At 69.1% G+C, this 19,355-nt stretch carries 14 protein-coding genes; 6 read left to right on the top strand and 8 right to left on the bottom strand.

Annotated features, from left to right (window positions below; genetic code table 11):
- Window positions 1-69: 69 nt before the first annotated feature.
- Together OM513_RS06985 and OM513_RS06980 are read right to left on the bottom strand one after the other, a co-directional pair.
- Window positions 70-1,257, bottom strand: coding sequence for a hypothetical protein (locus OM513_RS06985; protein ID WP_264943430.1), 1,188 nt, complete (start codon window positions 1,255-1,257; stop codon window positions 70-72).
- Window positions 1,258-1,334: 77 nt separating this feature from the next.
- Window positions 1,335-2,102 (bottom strand): hypothetical protein, encoded by a 768-nt coding sequence (locus OM513_RS06980; protein ID WP_264943429.1) that lies wholly within the window; start codon window positions 2,100-2,102, stop codon window positions 1,335-1,337.
- Between OM513_RS06980 and OM513_RS06975 the strand changes: the two genes are divergently transcribed.
- The 5 genes from OM513_RS06975 (at window position 2,095) to OM513_RS06955 (ending at window position 13,065) form a co-directional block, all read left to right on the top strand.
- Window positions 2,095-2,571, top strand: coding sequence for a hypothetical protein (locus tag OM513_RS06975; protein ID WP_264943428.1), 477 nt, complete (start codon window positions 2,095-2,097; stop codon window positions 2,569-2,571). The two genes, OM513_RS06980 and OM513_RS06975, sit on opposite strands and share 8 nt — an antisense overlap.
- Before the next feature lie 384 nt (window positions 2,572-2,955).
- Window positions 2,956-7,125: a DNA-directed RNA polymerase subunit beta gene (gene rpoB, locus OM513_RS06970; protein WP_264943427.1), complete on the top strand. Its 4,170-nt coding sequence runs from the start codon at window positions 2,956-2,958 to the stop codon at window positions 7,123-7,125.
- 126 nt (window positions 7,126-7,251) lie between these two features.
- A complete protein-coding gene (rpoC, locus tag OM513_RS06965) occupies window positions 7,252-11,532 on the top strand; it encodes a DNA-directed RNA polymerase subunit beta' (RefSeq protein WP_264943426.1) in 4,281 nt (1,426 codons plus the stop codon).
- Between the two features lie 286 nt (window positions 11,533-11,818).
- Window positions 11,819-12,208, top strand: a complete 390-nt coding sequence (locus OM513_RS06960) for a protocatechuate 4,5-dioxygenase subunit alpha (protein ID WP_264943425.1) — start codon at window positions 11,819-11,821, stop codon at window positions 12,206-12,208.
- 2 nt (window positions 12,209-12,210) lie between these two features.
- Window positions 12,211-13,065, top strand: a complete 855-nt coding sequence (locus tag OM513_RS06955; RefSeq protein ID WP_264943424.1) for a class III extradiol dioxygenase family protein — start codon at window positions 12,211-12,213, stop codon at window positions 13,063-13,065.
- Window positions 13,066-13,115: 50 nt separating this feature from the next.
- On the opposite strand, the gene OM513_RS06950 is transcribed toward OM513_RS06955, so the two are convergent.
- The 3 genes from OM513_RS06950 to OM513_RS06940 all read right to left on the bottom strand — a co-directional run bounded on the left by OM513_RS06950 (window position 13,116) and on the right by OM513_RS06940 (window position 16,980).
- Window positions 13,116-14,486 carry a PepSY-associated TM helix domain-containing protein gene (locus OM513_RS06950; protein ID WP_319951604.1) on the bottom strand — a complete coding sequence of 457 codons (1,371 nt, stop codon included), beginning with the start codon at window positions 14,484-14,486 and terminating at the stop codon, window positions 13,116-13,118.
- A 4-nt stretch (window positions 14,487-14,490) separates the two neighbouring features.
- Window positions 14,491-16,494: a TonB-dependent receptor family protein gene (locus OM513_RS06945; protein ID WP_264943423.1), complete on the bottom strand. Its 2,004-nt coding sequence runs from the start codon at window positions 16,492-16,494 to the stop codon at window positions 14,491-14,493.
- 87 nt (window positions 16,495-16,581) lie between these two features.
- On the bottom strand, window positions 16,582-16,980 hold the full coding sequence (locus OM513_RS06940) for a hypothetical protein (RefSeq protein WP_264943422.1): 399 nt from the start codon (window positions 16,978-16,980) through the stop codon (window positions 16,582-16,584).
- Window positions 16,981-17,073: 93 nt separating this feature from the next.
- Here OM513_RS06940 and OM513_RS06935 point away from each other — a divergent pair, with 93 nt between their 5' ends.
- On the top strand, window positions 17,074-17,580 hold the full coding sequence (locus tag OM513_RS06935; RefSeq protein ID WP_264943421.1) for a DUF1993 domain-containing protein: 507 nt from the start codon (window positions 17,074-17,076) through the stop codon (window positions 17,578-17,580).
- Between the two features lie 37 nt (window positions 17,581-17,617).
- Here the strand turns inward: OM513_RS06935 and OM513_RS06930 are convergent, their stop codons facing one another.
- The 3 genes from OM513_RS06930 to modB form a co-directional block, all read right to left on the bottom strand.
- Window positions 17,618-17,947, bottom strand: a complete 330-nt coding sequence (locus OM513_RS06930) for a hypothetical protein (protein ID WP_264943420.1) — start codon at window positions 17,945-17,947, stop codon at window positions 17,618-17,620.
- 110 nt (window positions 17,948-18,057) lie between these two features.
- Window positions 18,058-18,672, bottom strand: a complete 615-nt coding sequence (locus tag OM513_RS06925) for an ATP-binding cassette domain-containing protein (RefSeq protein ID WP_264943419.1) — start codon at window positions 18,670-18,672, stop codon at window positions 18,058-18,060.
- Window positions 18,662-19,351, bottom strand: a complete 690-nt coding sequence (modB, locus tag OM513_RS06920; RefSeq protein WP_264943418.1) for a molybdate ABC transporter permease subunit — start codon at window positions 19,349-19,351, stop codon at window positions 18,662-18,664. Before modB ends, OM513_RS06925 begins: the two co-directional genes overlap by 11 nt.
- Window positions 19,352-19,355 lie beyond the last annotated feature (4 nt).

Raw genomic sequence — 19,355 nt, 5'->3', positions numbered from 1 at the left:
AATAGGCCCGCCCCCAGGACGGGGACGGGCCGGAGGTTCGCCTGGAGACCGGTTCAGGCGCGTGAAGGATCAGACGTGTTCGGGGCGTCCGCGCAGTTCGGCGGAGACGTCGTCGTGCATCGCCGGGCGGTCGACCGCGATCGGGGCGATGCCGCCGCCATTGTCGATGCCGACCTGGAAGGTGGCGGCAGTGCGGCCCTCGCTGCCGTCCGGCAGGCGATAGCGCGCCTCGGCGACGACCAGCGGCGCGAAGCTGCCGTTGATCTCCGAACGGTGGACCGCCAGCGTGCCGTCGATGCGGGTGCCCTCGCCCGGGCGGATCGTCTGCGGGGGCAGCGCGCCGCCCTGCTCGATCAGCAGCGCCTCCATCTCGCTCGGGCGCGTGCCGGGCGGGAGCATGAAGGCGGCGATGCGCACGTCCTCCGCCGGGGTGTCGCCCGCGTTGCCGACGATCAGCTCGATCTCGACCAGCGCCTCGTCCGCGCTGGTGCCGGCGCGCACCGGGCGCATGCCCAGCTCCAGCCACGGGCGGGCGGCGACGGGGGCCGGGCGATCGGCGATGCCCGCCAGCTCGTCGCGCGCGGCGCGGCTGGCGTGAAGCTCCGCGCCGATCGGGCCGGCGGGCGCCGCATCCGCTTCGGTCGCGGCGATGGGGGCGGCAGCGATCGGAGCGGCGGCGGCCGGAGCATATTCCTCGCTCGCAGCGCGGCGGCGGCGGAACAGCAGCGCGAAGGCGATGGCACCGGCCAGCACCGCGCCCAGCGCGATCCACAGCCAGTTCGAACGCTGCGGCACATTCTCCTCGACCACACCGGTCTCGACTGCGGGCGGAGGCGGCAGCGTCTCGACCGGCTCGACGGGAGCGGCAGCCTGCGGGACGGGAGCGGTTTCGGCGGCGGGAGCCGCGGGCGGCGGGGTTTCGGCGGGCTGGGCCTGCGCCTGGGGAGCGGGAGCGGCGGCGCGGGGCGCGGGGGCGGCGGACGCGCGGGCCGGGGCGGCGCGCGCGGCCTGGCGCTGGGCCGGACGCGCCCGGGCGGGCTGCGGCGCCGGTTCCGCCGTGGCGGCCGGGGCCTCCTGCACCACCGGGGCGGCGGGCGCGAACACGACACGCGGCTGGGCAGGCGCCGGGGCCGGCGTGGTCTGGGTCGACACCACCGGGGGTGGCGCGACCTCCTGCGCCATGGCTGGGGTTGCAACGAGCGCGGCACCGAAAATCACGGCGAGGCGCGGGGCGGGCTGATACGCACTGGTCTTCATGACGGCGGGACAACGAATGGAACCCGCCGCAGGCTGCGCCGCCTGCGACGACCGGAAGCCTGAAATCGACGAACCGATCAGCGGCCCGCCGGGCGCGTCCCCTGCGGCACATAGCGCGTCATCGCCAGCCCGGTCTGACGGCTGTTGCCGCGATCGAGCCAGATCGGGCCGAGCTTGTCCCCCTGCCCCGCCGTGCCGACCATGAAGTCCGCGGAGAAGTGGCGGATGCTCAGCCCGCCGCGCCAGCGGATGTCGAGCATCACGATCGGCACGAACATCGGCCGCGCGCCGACATTCACGACATGCAGCGTATCCCCGGCGATCGAGAGCGTGCCGGGCACGCGCGTTGCGCTGCGCGCAGGCAGGTCGAACGGATCGGCGACGGGCGGAACCGGCGGGCGCGCGTGGAAGGCCGAGAGCATTAGATCCTGGTCGGGCCGCGCGCTGGCCATCGCCAGCGTCAGCCGGATGCCCTCCGCCGGGACGTCCGAAGGATTGCCGAGCACCAGCTCCAGCTTCAGGTCGACGCGCCCGTCGGCCAGCAGAATCTCCGAGGGGCGCATCTCTATGACGAAGGGATCGCCCGGAAGCTGGAGCGACACGGGCTTCGGCTGCGCCGCCGGAGCGGGCGGCGGAGGCGGAGGCGCGGCGGGACGCGCGGGAGCCCGGGGCACAGGAGCGGGAGCGGGCGGCGGCGGCGGCACCGGCACGGCCTGGCGCGGTGGCGAGGACGAACGCCTGCGCGCGGGCCGCCGCCGCCTGCCGCCGAACCACCACCAGGCCGCGAACGCCGCCACCAGCAGGCCGCCCGCAAGCATCCACAGCCAGTCCGGCCCGGTGCGCACGCCCCCGCCCTGCTCCGGCACCGGGCTGGCGGATGCCTCCGCAACGGGCGCCTCGGGCGTGAAGCCGGGCGCATCGGAAGGCGCGGGCAGCGGCGTTGCCGATGGCGACGGCGTTGGCGAGACCGTGGGAGAAGGCGATAGCGTCGCGCGCGGCGTGACGCTGGGCGCCGGCGTCGGCGTGGCGCGTGCGGATGGCGTGGCGGAGGGGCGCGGCGATGGCGTCGCGCGCGGCGTGGCGCTGGCGGACGGCCGGGGCGAGGGCCGCGCGCTGGGCGTGGGCGCCGGGCGGCCGCCGTTGCCCAAATCGAAGGTCTCCGCCCCGGGGAGCGTCATGATCGTGGACGAGCGCGTGGGCGCCGGGGCGGGCGCGGGCGTCTGCTGGCCCGCGGCGGGCGCGACGATCGCTGCGGCGGCGGCCGCCGCGCCAAGGCCGTTCACAAGATTGCGGAAAGTCACCGGCATCGCCTAACCAGATCCAGAAGCCGTTCGAGATGATGGGGCGCCAGGGCGTGGCGCGCGCGGGGCGGAGCGATGGCGCATCGGCGCGGGCTTGTCGAGCCTTGCGCGCACACGCGCGTTTCCGGGCGCTGCGCGCATGTGCGCGTGCCCGTTGCGGCGTTTGACAGAATCCAACCGCGATCCTATATCGCGCCCCTGCCCCACGACCGGGAAATGATGCGCCGTCGCGCAGCGCATCGCACGAATTGGTCGGCCGAGGCATCACAGACGCTGGAGTGGCTGGAGTTTTTCCGAATTACGGGAAGGCGATCCGGCCTCTTTGCGTCTGTTTTCTGCGTGTCTGACCCGGCGGTTACCGGGACGCGATTACAGGCTGACGAGGCACAAAAAACCCATGGCGACCAAGGCAATCGAAGGCTCGGGCTCGGGCGGCACGCTCAAGCGCCGCATCCGCAAGGTTTTCGGCGACATCCACGAAGTGGTGCAGATGCCGAACCTGATCGAGGTGCAGCGCGAAAGCTATGAGCAGTTCCTGCGCTCGAACCCGGCGATCGGCTATGTCTCCGGACTGGAGAAGACGCTGCGCTCCGTGTTCCCGATCCGCGATTTCGCGGGCACTGCGGAGCTGGACTTCGTCAACTATGAGCTGGAGCCGCCGAAGTTCGACGTGGAGGAGTGCCGCCAGCGCGGCATCACCTATGCCGCGCCGATGCGCGTCACGCTGCGCCTGATCGTGTTCGAGGTCGATCCCGATACGGAAGCCCGTTCGGTCCTCGATATCAAGGAGCAGGACGTCTACATGGGCGACATGCCGCTCATGACCGAGAACGGCACCTTCTTCATCAACGGCACCGAGCGCGTCATCGTCAGCCAGATGCACCGGTCGCCGGGCGTGCTGTTCGACCATGACCGCGGCAAGACGCATGCGAGCGGCAAGTATCTCTTCGCCGCGCGCGTCATCCCCTATCGCGGATCGTGGCTGGACTTCGAGTTCGACGCCAAGGACATCGTCAACGTCCGCATCGACCGCAAGCGCAAGCTGCCGGTGACGAGCCTGCTGTACGCCCTGGGGCTGAACAGCGAGGAGATCCTCAACTATTTCTACAACCGCGTCACCTTCGTGCGCGGTCCGAACGGCTGGCAGATCCCGTTCGCGCCGGAGAACTGGCGCGGCGCCAAGCCGATGTTCGACATCGTCGACGCCAAGTCGGGCGAGGTGATCTTCCCCGCCGGACAGAAGATCAGCCCCCGCGCCGCCAACAAGGCGCAGAAGGACGGGCTGGAAACGCTGCTGATCCCGACCGAGGAGATCTTCGGCCGCTACAGCGCCTATGACCTGATCAACGAAACCACCGGCGAGATCTATATCGAGGCCGGCGACGAGGTTTCGGCCGAGAACCTTGAGAAGCTGGACAAGGCGGGCATCGACCGCATCGAGCTGCTCGACATCGACCATGTCTCGACCGGCCCGTGGATCCGCAACACGCTCGTCGCCGACAAGGCCGAGGAGCGCGAGCAGGCGCTGAGCGACATTTATCGCGTGATGCGCCCCGGCGAGCCGCCGACGCTGGAGACCGCCGAGGCGCTGTTCCACGGCCTGTTCTTCGATTCCGAGCGCTACGACCTGTCGGCCGTGGGCCGCGTGAAGCTGAACATGCGCCTGGGCCTGGACGCCGAGGACACGGTGACCACGCTGCGCACCGAGGACATTCTGGCCGTCGTCAAGACGCTGGTGGACCTGAAGGACGGCAAGGGCGAGGTCGACGATATCGACAACCTCGGCAACCGCCGCGTCCGCTCGGTGGGCGAGCTGCTGGAGAACCAGTATCGCGTCGGCCTGCTCCGCATGGAGCGCGCCGTGAAGGAGCGCATGAGCTCGGTCGACGTGTCGACCGTGATGCCGAACGACCTGATCAACGCGAAGCCCGCGGTCGCCGCGGTGCGCGAGTTCTTCGGCTCGTCGCAGCTTTCGCAGTTCATGGACCAGACCAACCCGCTCTCCGAGGTGACGCACAAGCGCCGCGTCTCGGCGCTCGGGCCGGGCGGCCTCACCCGCGAGCGCGCGGGCTTCGAGGTGCGCGACGTCCATCCGACCCACTATGGCCGTATCTGCCCGATCGAGACGCCGGAAGGCCCGAACATCGGCCTGATCAACTCGCTCGCCACCTTCAGCCGCGTCAACAAGTACGGCTTCATCGAGACGCCGTACCGCAAGGTGATCGACGGCAAGGTGACCAGCGAGGTCGTCTATCTCTCCGCGATGGAAGAGGCGAAGCACACGATCGCCCAGGCGAACGCCGAAACGGACGCCGAAGGCCGCTTCACCGAGGAGCTGGTGTCGGCGCGTCAGGCGGGCGAATTCCTGATGGCGATCCCCGACACGATCACGCTGATGGACGTGAGCCCGAAGCAGCTCGTGTCGGTCGCGGCGTCGCTGATCCCGTTCCTTGAGAACGACGACGCGAACCGCGCGCTGATGGGATCGAACATGCAGCGTCAGGCCGTGCCGCTGGTGCGCGCCGAGGCGCCGTTCGTCGGCACCGGCATGGAAGAGACCGTCGCGCGCGATTCGGGCGCGGCGATCGGCGCCAAGCGCTCCGGCATCGTCGATCAGGTGGACGCCACCCGCATCGTCATCCGCGCCTCCGGCGATCTGGAGGCGACCGAGAGCGGCGTGGACATCTATACGCTGATGAAGTTCGAACGTTCGAACCAGTCGACCTGCATCAACCAGCGTCCGCTGGTGAAGGTGGGCGATGTGGTGAACGCCGGCGACATCATCGCCGACGGCCCCTCGACCGAGTTCGGCGAGCTGGCGCTGGGCCGCAACGCGCTCGTCGCGTTCATGCCCTGGAACGGCTACAACTATGAGGACTCGATCCTGATCTCCGAGCGGATCGTGAAGGACGACGTGTTCACGTCGATCCACATCGACGAGTTCGAGGTGATGGCCCGCGATACCAAGCTGGGGCCGGAAGACATCACCCGCGACATCCCCAATGTGGGCGAGGAAGCGCTGCGCAACCTCGACGAAGCGGGCATCGTCTATATCGGCGCCGAGGTGGAGCCGGGCGACATCCTGGTCGGCAAGATCACGCCGAAGGGCGAAAGCCCGATGACGCCGGAAGAAAAGCTGCTCCGCGCCATCTTCGGCGAAAAGGCCAGCGACGTGCGCGACACCTCGCTTCGCCTGCCGCCGGGCGTTTCGGGCACCATCGTCGACGTGCGCGTGTTCAACCGCCACGGCATCGACAAGGACGAGCGCGCGATGGCGATCGAGCGCGAGGAGATCGAGCGCCTGAAGAAGGACTCGGACGACGAGCGCAACATCCTCAATCGCGCCACCTGGTCGCGCCTGCGCGAGATGCTGCTGGGCCAGGTCGCCACTTCGGTGCCGAAGGGCCTGAAGAAGGGCGCCGAGATCGACGGCGACCTGCTCGACAGCGTCGATCGCCACGAATGGTGGAAGTTCGCGGTGCAGGACGACAAGGTCCAGGGCGATCTTGAGGCGGTGAAGGCCCAGTATGACGAGGCCGTGAAGCGCATCAAGGACAAGTTCGAGGACCGCCGCGAGAAGCTGGAGCGCGGCGACGAGCTGCCGCCGGGCGTGCTCAAGATGGTCAAGGTGTTCGTCGCGGTGAAGCGCAAGCTGCAGCCGGGCGACAAGATGGCCGGCCGCCACGGCAACAAGGGCGTCATCAGCCGCATCCTGCCGGCCGAGGACATGCCGTTCCTGGAGGACGGCACCCCGGTCGATCTGGTGCTGAACCCGCTGGGCGTGCCTTCGCGCATGAACGTGGGCCAGATCTTCGAGACGCATCTGGGCTGGGCCGCGCGCGGCCTGGGCAAGCAGATCGCCGAGGCGCTGGAATCCTGGCGCGAGGCCAATCCCGACGCACCGGCCGGCAGCATGCCGGAGGTGGTGAAGGACCGGCTCAAGACGATCTACGGCGAGCAGTATCACGGCGAGATCGACGCCCGCTCGTCCGACCAGATCGTCGAGCTGGCGCAGAACCTGAAGGGCGGCGTACCGATGGCGACGCCGGTGTTCGACGGCGCCCGCGAGGCCGATGTGTCCGACATGCTCACGCTTGCCGGGCTCGACACTTCGGGCCAGTCGACGCTGTTCGACGGCCGCACCGGCGACGCCTTCGATCGCAAGGTGACCGTGGGCTACATCTACATGCTGAAGCTCCACCACCTCGTGGACGACAAGATCCACGCGCGTTCGATCGGGCCGTACAGCCTGGTCACCCAGCAGCCGCTGGGCGGCAAGGCGCAGTTCGGCGGCCAGCGCTTCGGCGAGATGGAGGTGTGGGCGCTCCAGGCCTACGGCGCCGCCTACACGCTGCAGGAAATGCTGACGGTGAAGTCCGACGACGTGGTCGGCCGCACCAAGGTCTATGAGGCGATCGTCAAGGGTGACGACACGTTCGAGGCCGGCATTCCGGAGAGCTTCAACGTGCTCGTCAAGGAAATGCGCTCGCTGGGCCTCAACGTCGAACTCAAGGCGCTGGAAGATGCGTCCGAGGACGGCGACGGCCTGGCAGAGGCGGCGGAGTAAGCCGATCTCTCCCCTCCCGCTTGCGGGAGGGGCCGGGGGAGGGCCTGTGGGCCACGGACCTCCCCGACGAAAGACAAGCCCTCCCCTAGCCCCTCCCGCAAAGCGGGAGGGGAATTGGAGCAGAAAATGAACGAACTGACCAACTTCGCGAACCCGATGGCCAAGCCGGAGACGTTCGACCAGATCCAGATCGGCATCGCGTCGCCGGATCGCATCCGCTCCTGGTCCTTCGGCGAGATCAAGAAGCCGGAGACGATCAACTACCGCACGTTCAAGCCCGAGCGTGACGGCCTGTTCTGCGCGCGCATCTTTGGCCCGATCAAGGATTACGAGTGCCTGTGCGGCAAGTACAAGCGCATGAAGTACAAGGGCATCGTGTGCGAGAAGTGCGGCGTGGAGGTCACCGTCTCCAAGGTCCGCCGCGAACGCATGGGCCATATCGAGCTGGCGGCGCCCGTCGCGCACATCTGGTTCCTGAAGTCGCTGCCGTCGCGCATCGGCCTGCTGCTCGACATGCAGCTCAAGCAGCTTGAGCGCGTGCTGTACTTCGAGTCCTACATCGTCACCGAGCCGGGCCTGACCCCACTGGAGAAGTATCAGCTCCTCACCGAGGACGAGCTGCTCGAGGCGCAGGACGAATATGGCGAGGACGCCTTCTCCGCCGGCATCGGCGCCGAGGCGGTGAAGTCCATGCTGATGGACCTCGACCTGGTCGGCGAGCGCGAGGACCTGCTCAAGGAGCTGGCCGAGACCAAGTCGGAGCTGAAGCCCAAGAAGATCATCAAGCGGCTGAAGGTCGTCGAGAGCTTCATCGATTCCGGCAACCGCCCGGAATGGATGATCCTGGACGTGATCCCGGTCATCCCGCCCGAGCTGCGCCCGCTGGTGCCGCTGGACGGCGGCCGCTTCGCGACGTCGGACCTGAACGACCTCTACCGCCGCGTGATCAACCGCAACAACCGCCTGAAGCGCCTGATGGAGCTGCGCGCGCCGGACATCATCGTCCGCAACGAAAAGCGCATGCTGCAGGAGGCGGTCGACGCGCTGTTCGACAACGGCCGCCGCGGCCGCACCATCACCGGCGCCAACAAGCGTCCGCTCAAGTCGCTGTCCGACATGCTGAAGGGCAAGCAGGGCCGCTTCCGCCAGAACCTGCTCGGCAAGCGCGTCGATTATTCGGGCCGTTCGGTGATCGTGACCGGGCCGGAGCTGAAGCTGCACCAGTGCGGCCTGCCGAAGAAGATGGCGCTCGAGCTGTTCAAGCCGTTCATCTATGCCCGCCTCGACGCCAAGGGCCTGAGCATGACGCTCAAGCAGGCCAAGAAGTGGGTCGAGAAGGAGCGCAAGGAAGTCTGGGACATCCTGGACGAGGTGATCCGCGAGCACCCCGTGCTGCTGAACCGCGCGCCGACGCTCCACCGCCTGGGCATCCAGGCGTTCGAGCCGGTGCTGATCGAAGGCAAGGCGATCCAGCTCCACCCGCTGGTCTGCTCGGCGTTCAACGCCGACTTCGACGGCGACCAGATGGCCGTCCACGTGCCGCTGAGCCTCGAGGCGCAGCTTGAGGCGCGCGTGCTGATGATGTCGACCAACAACATCCTCAGCCCCGCCAACGGCAAGCCGATCATCGTGCCGTCGCAGGACATGGTGCTGGGCCTCTATTACCTGACCATGGAGAAGCAGGCGGAGCCCGGCGAGGGCATGCTGCTGGCCGACATGGCCGAGGTTCACCAGGCGCTGGATAGCGGCGCGGTGACGCTGCACACCAAGGTGATCAGCCGCGTGTGGCAGACCGACGAGAACGGTCAGCAGTACATGAAGCGCTATGAGACCACGCCGGGCCGCATGCTGCTGGGCGAATGCCTGCCCAAGTCGCACAAGGTTCCGTTCGAGACGGTCAACCGCCTGCTGACCAAGAAGGAGATCGGCGACGTCATCGACACCGTCTATCGCCACACCGGCCAGAAGGAGACCGTGCTGTTCGCCGACGCCATCATGGCGCTGGGCTTCCGCCACGCATTCCGCGCCGGCATCTCGTTCGGCAAGGACGACATGGTGATCCCGGCCGCCAAGGAGGCCATGGTCGACGAGACGCGCACGCTCGTGAAGGATTACGAGCAGCAGTATCAGGACGGCCTGATCACCCAGCAGGAGAAGTACAACAAGGTGATCGACGCCTGGAGCCGTTGCGGCGACCAGGTGGCGGCGGCCATGATGGACGAGATCAAGGCGGTGAAGAAGCTCGACAACGGGCGTGAGGCACCGATCAACTCGATCTACATGATGGCCCACTCGGGCGCCCGCGGCTCGCAGGCGCAGATCAAGCAGCTTGCCGGCATGCGCGGCCTGATGGCCAAGCCGTCGGGCGAGATCATCGAGACGCCGATCATCTCGAACTTCAAGGAAGGCCTGACCGTCCTTGAATATTTCAACTCCACCCACGGCGCCCGCAAGGGCCTGGCGGACACGGCGCTCAAGACGGCGAACTCGGGCTACCTCACCCGCCGCCTGGTCGACGTGTCGCAGGACTGCGTCGTCATGGAGGAGGATTGCGGCACCGAACGCGCGCTGGAGATGAAGGCGATCGTTCAGGGCGGCAGCACCATCGCTTCGCTGGGCGAGCGCATCCTGGGCCGCACCACGGCCGAGGACGTGGTCGACGCGAAGACCGGCGAGGTCGCCATCCCCTCGGGCACGCTGCTCGACGAGGCGATGATCGCGCAGATCGAGGCGCTGGGCGTCCAGGGCATGAAGATCCGCTCGCCGCTGGTCTGCGAAGCCAAGTTCGGCGTCTGCGGCAAATGCTATGGCCGCGATCTGGCCCGCGGCACGCCGGTGAACATCGGCGAGGCTGTCGGCGTCATCGCGGCGCAGTCGATCGGTGAGCCGGGCACGCAGCTTACGATGCGTACCTTCCACATCGGCGGCGCGGCGCAGCTCAACGAACAGTCGAACCTGGAAGCCCCGGTGGACGGCAAGGTCGAGTTCCGCGACCTGCGCGTGATCGAGGATCAGCGCGGCCGCCGCGTCGTGCTCAGCCGTTCGGGCGAGCTGGCGATCCTGGACATGGACGGCCGCGAGCTGGCCGTGCATCGCATCCCCTATGGCGCGTACCTGATGTTCGACGATGGCCACATCGTCAGCGCGGGCGACCGGATGGCGGAATGGGATCCGTTCACCATGCCGGTGATCACGGAAACCGCGGGTGTCGTGAAGTATCAGGACCTGCTGGAAGGCAAGACGCTGACCGAGCAGACCGACGAAGCGACCGGCATCGCCCAGCGCGTCGTCATCGAATATCGCGTCACCTCCAAGTCGAAGGAGGACCTGCGTCCGCGCCTGACGTTGACCGGCGACAACGCGGCCGAGGCTGCGCGCTACATGCTCGCCCCGGGCGCGGTGCTCTCGGTCGAGGACGGTGCGCAGGTGCAGGCGGGCGACGTGCTGGCCCGCGTCGCGCGCGAGAGCGCCAAGACCCGCGACATCACGGGCGGTCTGCCGCGCGTGGCCGAGCTGTTCGAGGCGCGCAAGCCGAAGGAGAACGCGATCATCGCGAAGGTCTCCGGCCGTGTCGTGTTCGGCAAGGACTACAAGGCCAAGCGCAAGATCGGCATCCAGCCGGACGATGGCGGCGAGGTCGTGGAGTATCTGGTTCCGAAGTCGAAGGTGATCGACGTTCAGGAAGGCGACTACGTCAAGCGTGGCGACAACCTGATCGGCGGCAGCCCCGATCCGCACGACATTCTCGAGGTGCTCGGCATCGAGCCGCTGGCGGAATATCTCGTGTCGGAAATCCAGGAAGTCTATCGACTCCAGGGCGTGAAGATCAACGACAAGCACATCGAGGTGATCGTTCGCCAGATGCTGCAGAAGGTCGAGATCATCGAGAGCGGCGACACCACCCTGCTGGTGGGCGAGCAGCTCGACCGCGACGAGATGGACGAGCAGAACGCCAAGCTCGCGCCCGGCCAGCAGCCGGCGCAGGGCAAGCCGATCCTGCTGGGCATCACCAAGGCGTCGCTGCAGACCCGCAGCTTCATCTCGGCGGCGTCGTTCCAGGAGACCACCCGCGTCCTCACCGAGGCGGCGGTCCAGGGCAAGCAGGACACGCTCAACGGCCTGAAGGAGAATGTGATCGTCGGCCGCCTGATCCCGGCGGGCACCGGCGCGGGCATGAACCGCCTGCGCGTGGCGGCATCGTCGCGCGATGCGGCGCTCCGCGTGGCGCATCGCCGGATGAACGAGGCCTCGCTGATCGCGCCGGAAAGCGCCGCCGAGGAGCATGCCGCCGAGCTCGCCCGCTCGGTCCGCGACTCCCAGGGCGCAGGCGAGGATCCGCTGGCCGCAGTCGTGCCGAGCGGCCACGGCCTGGATGCCGACGCGGGGGATTACCTCAACGAGGAATGATCCCGCGCCGGCGGCCAGCCTGCCGATGCAATGCGAAAGCCGCCGTCCGGGATGCCGGGCGGCGGCTTTTTCGCGGCCGCGGCACCCGGGCCGGGCCGGGCCGGACATTGGGAACAATACGTATGCAACACATACGATTGCTATTTTTCCTAAATATACCAATTAATTATATGGCATCCGGCGCACCGCAGCCGATTCCTCTTTGATCCCGATCAAGGCTGTGCCCCGCGCGATACCGGCATGGTCCCGGCATCGAGATGACAACATCGCAGGCGGGGAGACGGACATGGCCAGCGTCCTGAGAATGCCGGACAGCCGCGCCGCGGTGCAGCGGGCGCGCGTGATCCCCGGAACCCCCGTGTTCGACGGCGCCGCCGCCAGCCGCGGCTATGCGATCAACGCCATGTGCTTCTCGTTCAACTCCGCCGAGAACCGCGCCGCCTTCCTCGCCGACGAGGACGGCTATTGCGCGAAATACCATCTGACGCCCGAACAGCGCTCCGCTGTGGCCAGCCGCAGCGTGCTGGCGATGCTCGATGCGGGCGGCAACGCCTATTATCTCGCCAAGCTGGCCGGGATCTTCGGGCTGAACATGCAGGACATCGGCGCGCAGCAGACCGGCTGCACCGTCGAGGAGTTCAAGGCGCGCCTGGCCGCGCACGCCGAGGAGGAATAGCCATGGCGGAAATCGTCGGCGGGCTGTTCACCAGCCATGTCCCCGCGATCGGCGGCGCCATCGCCAAGGGGCTGGAGAGCGATCCTTATTGGAGCCCGTTCTTCGACGGGTTCGGCCCGGTCCACGAATGGCTGGAGCGTGCCCGGCCGGATGTGGCGGTGATCTTCTACAACGATCACGGCCTCAACTTCTTCCTCGACAAGATGCCGACCTTCGCGATCGGCGCGGCGCCCGAATATCGCAACGCCGACGAAGGATGGGGCCTGCCCGTGCAGGGCGCGTTGCGCGGGCACACCGCGCTGAGCTGGCACCTGATCGAATCGCTGGTGGCGGACGAGTTCGACATCACGACGTGCCAGGAGATGCTGGTCGATCACGCGCTGGTGGTGCCGATTCAGCTCGCCTGGCCCGCGACGACGGACTATCCGGTCCGCATCGTCCCGATCGCGATCAACACGGTGCAGCATCCCCTGCCCTCGCCCCGCCGCTGCCTGGCGCTGGGCCGCGCGGTGGGCGAGGCGCTGCGCCGCTGGCCGGGCGACGAGCGCGTGGCGATCTTCGGCACCGGCGGGCTCTCGCACCAGCTTGAGGGCAAGCGGGCCGGGCATATCAACAAGGAATATGACCGTTTCTGCATGGATTCGCTGGCGGCGGATCCGGAGGCGCTGATCCGCCACAGCGCGCTCGATATCGTCGAGCTGGCCGGCAGCCAGGGCGTGGAGATCCTCAACTGGATCGCCGCGCGCGGCGCGCTGGGCGAGGCGGCGGTGGAGCGCAGCCGCAACTATCACATTCCGATTTCCAACACCGCCGCCGCGACGATGCTTCTGGAGCCGCGCGAAGCGGTTCCGGCCTGAAGGGACTCCTCCCTGGGGGAGGCGGGCAGCGCCCGTCTCCCTCTCTTTTTTCAGGCCCGCCCACGCACCCGGCCCAGCACCAGCTCCCCTGCCAGCGCCGCCAGCATCGTCAGCCCGGTCAGCGGCAACAGCACGCCGAGCGCCAACATCGCGATCGACATGTTCCGCATGCCCCGCCGCGTGGCCCGTGGCGGCGCGCGCAGCCGCCCTTCCCGCCGCCGCTTCCACCACAGCACCGGCCCCGTGATCCCCAGCACCCAGATCGCGATGCACCCCGCCAGCATCAGCAGCCGGTTCGCCTCGCCATATTGCTGGCCCTGGTGGGTGGCGATGCCCCATTCGATCCAGCGCGCGCCCGCGCCGAAATCGCCATAGCGCGCGTCCTGAAGGATGCGGCCGTCGGCGGCGTCGAGATAGACGGCATGCGCGTCCTGCGCCCGCACGGTGGCGGCGGACACCAGATAGGGCGCATCGGCCGTGCGCGGCAGCGTGAGCGTCCAGGGAGCGGAGAGCCCCGCCCATTGTGCCCGCGCCACCGCAAGGTCCGGCGTGGCACGGCTCGCCCCGCCCTGCGAGGCGGGGGCCGGCTGGCGCTGCATCGACCAGGGCAGGCTGGCCGTGCCACCATCATGGTCATGGCCCGCATGCGATTCCGCGGGCGCCGCCTTGGCCGGGGCCTTCTCCCAGGGGTTCGGCCCCGGGCTCTTCGGTCGGCCGAGCCCGCTCGACTTCACCCAATCGTTCAGCCCCGCTCCGGCGAACACCGTCCACGGCATGCCCGTGGCCGCCAGGAACAGGATCACCGCCGCGGCCAGCACGCCGGCGGACCCGTGCAGATCGCGCCAGAACAGCCGTGACCGCGGCCTGCCGCGCACGCCCACCGCGGGCGATCCGCCGCGCGGCCACCACAGGATCACGCCCGTCACCACCAGCACGATCGCCCAGCCCGCCACGATCTCCACCAGCGCGTTGCCCACCGGCCCGGTGATCGCCAGGCTGTGCAGGTCGCGGATCGTGGCCATCAGCCCGCCGCCCGCCGCCGTGCCCAGCAGCACGCCGCGATAGGGATCGATGAACGCCAGCCGCCGCGAACCATCCGGCATCGCCAGCGCCATGCGCCAGCTCTCCGCCGGACCGGCCGGGCGCGCGACATTGGTCACGCGCCCGCCCGACTGGCGCTCCACCGCCGGGATCAGCGCCGCCAGCGGCCGCGGCTCTCCCTGCGGCGCCGCCCAGCTCCAGCCGCCGTAGAAGGCCCGTTCGATCTCGGGCTTGTAGAGATAGAGCGCGCCGGTCGCCGCCAGCCACAGCAGCACCGGCAGCACGATCAGCCCGGCATAGAAATGCCAGCGCCACGCGGCGCGGAACAGGGCACCGCCCTCCCCCGCACCGATGGCCGGAGCGGTTCCCGGCACACTCACCGGCTCAGAACCCCACCCGGACGCCGCCGTAAACGGCGCGGCGCTCGATCGGGTAGAAGGCGACGCTGGCGGCGTTGGCGGTGATCGCCGCGGAGATGTCTCCCACCGCCTTCTTGCCCGTCAGGTTGCGGGCATCGAGGAACAGCGTCACCCGGTCCAGCTTCGCCTCCGCGCCCAGGCCGATGGTGGCATAGGCGGGCACCTTGAACTGGTTGCGGTAATCCGCCCAGGCCCCCTCGGGCACCCATTCGAAGCGCGGCGTGACCGACAGCGCATCGCCGCCCAGCCGCAGCTCCGCGCGATACAAATGCTGCGGGATCACCGGCAACCGGTTGTCGCCATATTGCGCGTCGCCGCGGAAGCGGAAATCGCTGAAGGTCCACATCTGCCGCAGCTTCAGCCACGGCAGCGGGGCCAGGTCCAGCCCCGCCTCGATCCCCTGGTGCCGCGTCCGCCCGCCGTTGAAGGTCGATGCGGGGAAGCCGGGGCTCACCGTATATTGCAGCATCTCGCCCTTCAGGCTGGCGCGGTAGAAGGTCAGGTCCCAGCTCGCGATGCCCGCGCTGCCGCGCGTGCCCATCTCGAACGTCCAGGCGCGCTGGGGCGCGACATCAACGAAGCCCGCGATGGGCGCCTGCACCAGCTCGCCGAAGCCGGGGAATTCCACCGAACGGCTGTAGTTGGCGTAGAACTGGACCTGATCGCCCGCCTCCCACACCACGCCCAGCTTGGGCGAGAAGGCGTCATAATCGCGCGTCGCGTTGTTGGCGGGAACCAGCCGGTTGTCGATCTTTCGCCAGCCGTCCGAATGCACGCCGCCCAGCACCAGCGTCAGCCGCTCCACCGGGGTCAGGCGCAACTCGGCATAGGTGTTGATCGTGTGCGCGCGCTGCTTCACGTCGCTGGTCAGCGCGCCGCGATCGCCCGCCACGTTCACATATTGCTTGGCGTTGACGTTGCCGAAGCGCGCCTGGCTGCCCAGCGTGATCGATATGGGCATGCCGCCCAGTTGGCTGTCCCAGTCCAGGCTGGCGAACAGGCCGCGATCCTCCGACTTCTGGTCGATCACCTGGAAGATCGGATGGAAAAGCTGCTTGGCGTTGAAGTGCCCGCCAAAGGCGAACGCCGCGCCGCCGCCCAGATCGACGCTGGTGCGGTTCTGGATGCGGACCGAGGTGATGTCGCGTTCCTGGTCCATCGCGATATTGTTGGCGCGCGATAGGCCGGGCGTGCTCAGTGCCTCCGCCAGCGTCAGCGATCCCGGCAGATCCTGGCGGATATAGCTGGCCAGCGCATAGAAGCGCGTCTCGATCCGGTCGTTCAGGCGCAGCCCGGCATTGCCGGAGAAGCGCAGCGCCCCGCGGCTGGAATGCTGGCGCTCGCCATCTGAACGATCGCCTGAAACCGCCAGCCACACGTCGCCGCGATCGTCCGAAAAGCCGCCCGACACCAGCCCGCGCACCGTGCCGAAGCTGCCGCCGTCCAGCCGCAGCGTCACGCCCGGATGGCTGCGCCCGGTGGGGGAAACGGCGTTGATCGCCCCGCCCAGCGTCGATCCGCCGAAGCGCAGCGCGTTGCCGCCGCGATAGACGTCGATCCGCGCGAGCAGCGCCGGGTCCAGTTCCTGAAAGTCGCCGTTGTCATCGGCCAGGTTGACCGGGACGCCATCCAGCAGGATCGTGAGCCCGCGCATGTGGAAGCCGCGGCTGAGCCCCGAACCGCGCACCGACAGGCGCACCTCCTGCCCGAAGCGCGGCTGGGTGTAGACGCCCGGCGAGAGCGCGAGCGTGTCGCGTAGCGAAACCGCCAGCACGTCCTGATATTCGTCGGAGGTTACGGTGTCGGTGCCGCCGGGGCGCAGCGTCACGTCGACCGGATCGAGCGCGGGGGCGGTCACGACGATGCTGGGATCGGCCGGGTCGGCGGCGTCGCTCTGGGCCAGGGCGGCGGAGGGAAGGACGGCGAACGCGGCGGCACAGGCGCCGCAAAGCAGGAACGGGAAACGCATCTGAAAATCCTCGATCGCGGGCGCCGCCGGCTGTGGCGCGCGCACGCAGGGTCACGGGCCGGCGGAATGCCGGCGTCGGTCGGGGTTTCAGGCGGTTGCGGGTGGTCCGGTGGCAGGCGGCGGCGGCGCGGCGAGCCCGCGGCCGATCGCCGCGATCAGCGCGGGTGCCGCCGGGGCGCGATCCTGCGCATGGAAGGGCGCGGCCGGCGCCGGCACCGGATCGGTGGCCGCAAAGGCCATGCCCAGCCCGGCGAAGGCGCAAGGATTGTCGCGCTGTTCGCCCTGGCCATGGCCCTTGCCGGACTTGCCCTCGATCTCCACGAATATCTCGGCGCCCGAGGCGGACGAGCAGAGCGTGAGCAGCAGCCCGCGGCTCTCCGCCGAGGGCATCCAGCCGGAGGGGACGAGCACGCGAACGGCCAGCGCGAGCGCAACCAGCGCTACCGCAAGCCCCCGTGCCGGGCGATTGGCGAATCGGCCCCCCATCGCGGCGGGCCTATAGGCCCCAGCGGCGGGCCACGGCAACCCGCCCGCCGCGCCACTGGCCCCGGCGCCCTGCCCGCGCTATGTGCCGCGGCCATGGCTACCGAACTCTACGACCTGACCGTCCCGGTCTTCCAGCGCGGCTTCGCGGCGCTATCCGCCTTCCTCGAAAAAGCGCGCGCGCACGCCGATGCGAACGGCATCGCGCATGCGGAGCTGCTGGAGGCGCGGCTCTATCCGGACATGCACCCCCTGCCCTATCAGGTGCAGCGCGCGAGCGACGCGGCGAAGTTCACCATCGTCCGCGTCGGCCAGGTCGAAAATGTGCCGATGGCGGACGAGGAGAAGAGCTTCGCCGACCTGCAGGACCGCATCGCGCGCACGCTGGCGCTGGTCGCCACCGCCACGCCGGAGGGGATGAACGGGCGCGAGCAGGCCACCATCACCATCGCCACGCCGAACCGCAGCTTCGAGATGAGCGGCATCGATTATGTGCGCGGCTTCGTGCTGCCGAACTTCTATTTCCACCTCACCACGGCCTATGCGATCCTGCGCATGAAGGGCGTGCCGCTGGGCAAGATGGACTTCCTGGGTTCGGTCTGAGCGGGCTGGGGCCGATTCCGCCAAAGGCGGACAGACTCTAGACCGCCACGCTCGGCACGCTGGCAGGCTCTTCGTCGCTTTCCTGCGCGATGGCTTCCTGCACGCTGGCGCCGAAGCGTTCCCACATGCGCAGCGCGACCACCACCACCCAGGCGATCCAGGCCGAGGTGAGCAGGATCAGGATCTCACCCGGCCCGGCGTCGCCGAACATGCGCACCACCGCCCACACGGCCAGGCCGGCCGCCAGGATACCCATCGCGAGCACGGCATTGTGGAAACGCCGCGTGCTGCTGCCCAGCAGCGCATCGGCTCCTGAAATCACCGGCGGATCGGCCGCCCCGGCCTCCTGCCCCTGTACCCCCTTCATGGTTTCCCCTCCCATGACGGATGCATGTCCGTTTTGTTACATTGACGCGAAACCGGTGGCATAGGCAAGCGGCAGATCGCGCCACCGTGCCGATTCCGGGATTCGCCGCATCACATCTCGACGATATGGCTCGCCAGCCGCTCGGCCTCGCCACGATCATGGGTCACCATCAGGATCGGCAGCCGCACCGTGTCGCGCAGCCGCTCGATCACCGCCATGATCTCCTCACGCCGCGCGCGATCGAGGAAGGAGAGCGGCTCGTCGAGCAGCAGGAAGGCCGGATCGCTGAGCAGCGCCCGGCCGATCGCCACCCGCCGCGCCTCCCCGCCCGAAAGCGTGCGCGGCCAGCGATCGAGCAGGTGGCCGATGCCCAGGAATTCCACCACCTCCTCCGGCGCCAGCGGGCCAGTGCGCTCGCCCCGCGCGCCATAGGCCAGGTTCGCGGATACGCGCAGGTGCGGGAACAGCCGGGGTTCCTGGAAAACATAGCCCGCGCGCCGGGCCGGCACGGCCAGATCGACGCCCGCCGCGGCATCGAACAGCGTCTCGCCGCCCACGCGGACATGCCCGGCATCGGGGCGCAGCAGCCCCGCCACCATGTTGAGCACGCTCGTCTTTCCCGCGCCCGAGGGGCCGAACAGCACGGTCAGCCCGTCCGCGGGCGCGATGCGGCACGCGATCTCGCCATCGCCCACCCGGCGCGTGACGGCGATGTCAAAGGACATGCGTGCCCCTCCCCGTCCGCCGCGCGATCAGCTCCGACGCGACGAGCGCCGCCAGCGACAGCAGCACGGAAACCAGCGCCAGCCGCAGCACCTGCCCCTCCGCCCCCGGTATCTGGAGCGCGGCATAGATGGCGAGCGGCAGCGTCTCGGTCTCTCCCGGCACGTTGGAGACGAAGGTGATCGTCGCGCCGAACTCGCCCAGCGCGCGGGCGAAGCCGAGAACCGCGCCCGCGATCACGCCCGGCAGGCTGAGCGGCAGCGTGACCGTCAGGAACACACGGCGCGGGGTTGCGCCCAGCGTCGCGGCGGCATCCTCCAGCCGCCGGTCCACCGCCTCGATCGAAAGCCGGATCGCGCGCACCATCAGCGGCAGCGCCATCACCCCGGCCGCGATCGCCGCGCCGCTCCAGCGGAACAGCACGCTCGCGCCGAACCAGCGCTCGAGCCAGCCACCCACCGGCCCCTCCGGCGCGAAGGCGAGCAGCAGCAGCCATCCGGTGACTACCGGCGGCACCACCAGCGGCAGATGGACCAGCCCGTCGAGCAGCAGCTTTCCCGGGAAGCGCACGCGCGCCAGCACCCAGGCGAGCGCGAAGGCCACGGGCAGTGCGGCCGCCACCGCGACGCCCCCCACCTTGAGCGACAGCGCGACGACGCCCCATTCCTCCGGCGTCAGCATCGCG

Source organism: Sphingomonas canadensis, assembly GCF_026013525.1.
Classification (GTDB): Bacteria; Pseudomonadota; Alphaproteobacteria; order Sphingomonadales; family Sphingomonadaceae; genus Sphingomonas; species Sphingomonas canadensis.
Note: the sequence above shows the minus strand (reverse complement) of the source record. Positions and strands in the feature narration are given on the sequence as shown.

Excerpts from the sequence above, each read along its gene's own strand:
- OM513_RS06985 (WP_264943430.1), bottom strand. The coding sequence starts at position 1,257 with ATGAAGACCAGTGCGTATCAGCCCGCCCCGCGCCTCGCCGTGATTTTC.
- rpoB (WP_264943427.1), top strand. The coding sequence starts at position 2,956 with ATGGCGACCAAGGCAATCGAAGGCTCGGGCTCGGGCGGCACGCTCAAG.
- rpoC (WP_264943426.1), top strand. The coding sequence starts at position 7,252 with ATGAACGAACTGACCAACTTCGCGAACCCGATGGCCAAGCCGGAGACG.
- OM513_RS06960 (WP_264943425.1), top strand. The coding sequence starts at position 11,819 with ATGGCCAGCGTCCTGAGAATGCCGGACAGCCGCGCCGCGGTGCAGCGG.
- OM513_RS06955 (WP_264943424.1), top strand. The coding sequence starts at position 12,211 with ATGGCGGAAATCGTCGGCGGGCTGTTCACCAGCCATGTCCCCGCGATC.
- OM513_RS06945 (WP_264943423.1), bottom strand. The coding sequence starts at position 16,494 with ATGCGTTTCCCGTTCCTGCTTTGCGGCGCCTGTGCCGCCGCGTTCGCC.
- OM513_RS06940 (WP_264943422.1), bottom strand. The coding sequence starts at position 16,980 with ATGGGGGGCCGATTCGCCAATCGCCCGGCACGGGGGCTTGCGGTAGCG.
- OM513_RS06935 (WP_264943421.1), top strand. The coding sequence starts at position 17,074 with ATGGCTACCGAACTCTACGACCTGACCGTCCCGGTCTTCCAGCGCGGC.
- OM513_RS06930 (WP_264943420.1), bottom strand. The coding sequence starts at position 17,947 with ATGAAGGGGGTACAGGGGCAGGAGGCCGGGGCGGCCGATCCGCCGGTG.
- OM513_RS06925 (WP_264943419.1), bottom strand. The coding sequence starts at position 18,672 with ATGTCCTTTGACATCGCCGTCACGCGCCGGGTGGGCGATGGCGAGATC.
- modB (WP_264943418.1), bottom strand. The coding sequence starts at position 19,351 with ATGCTGACGCCGGAGGAATGGGGCGTCGTCGCGCTGTCGCTCAAGGTG.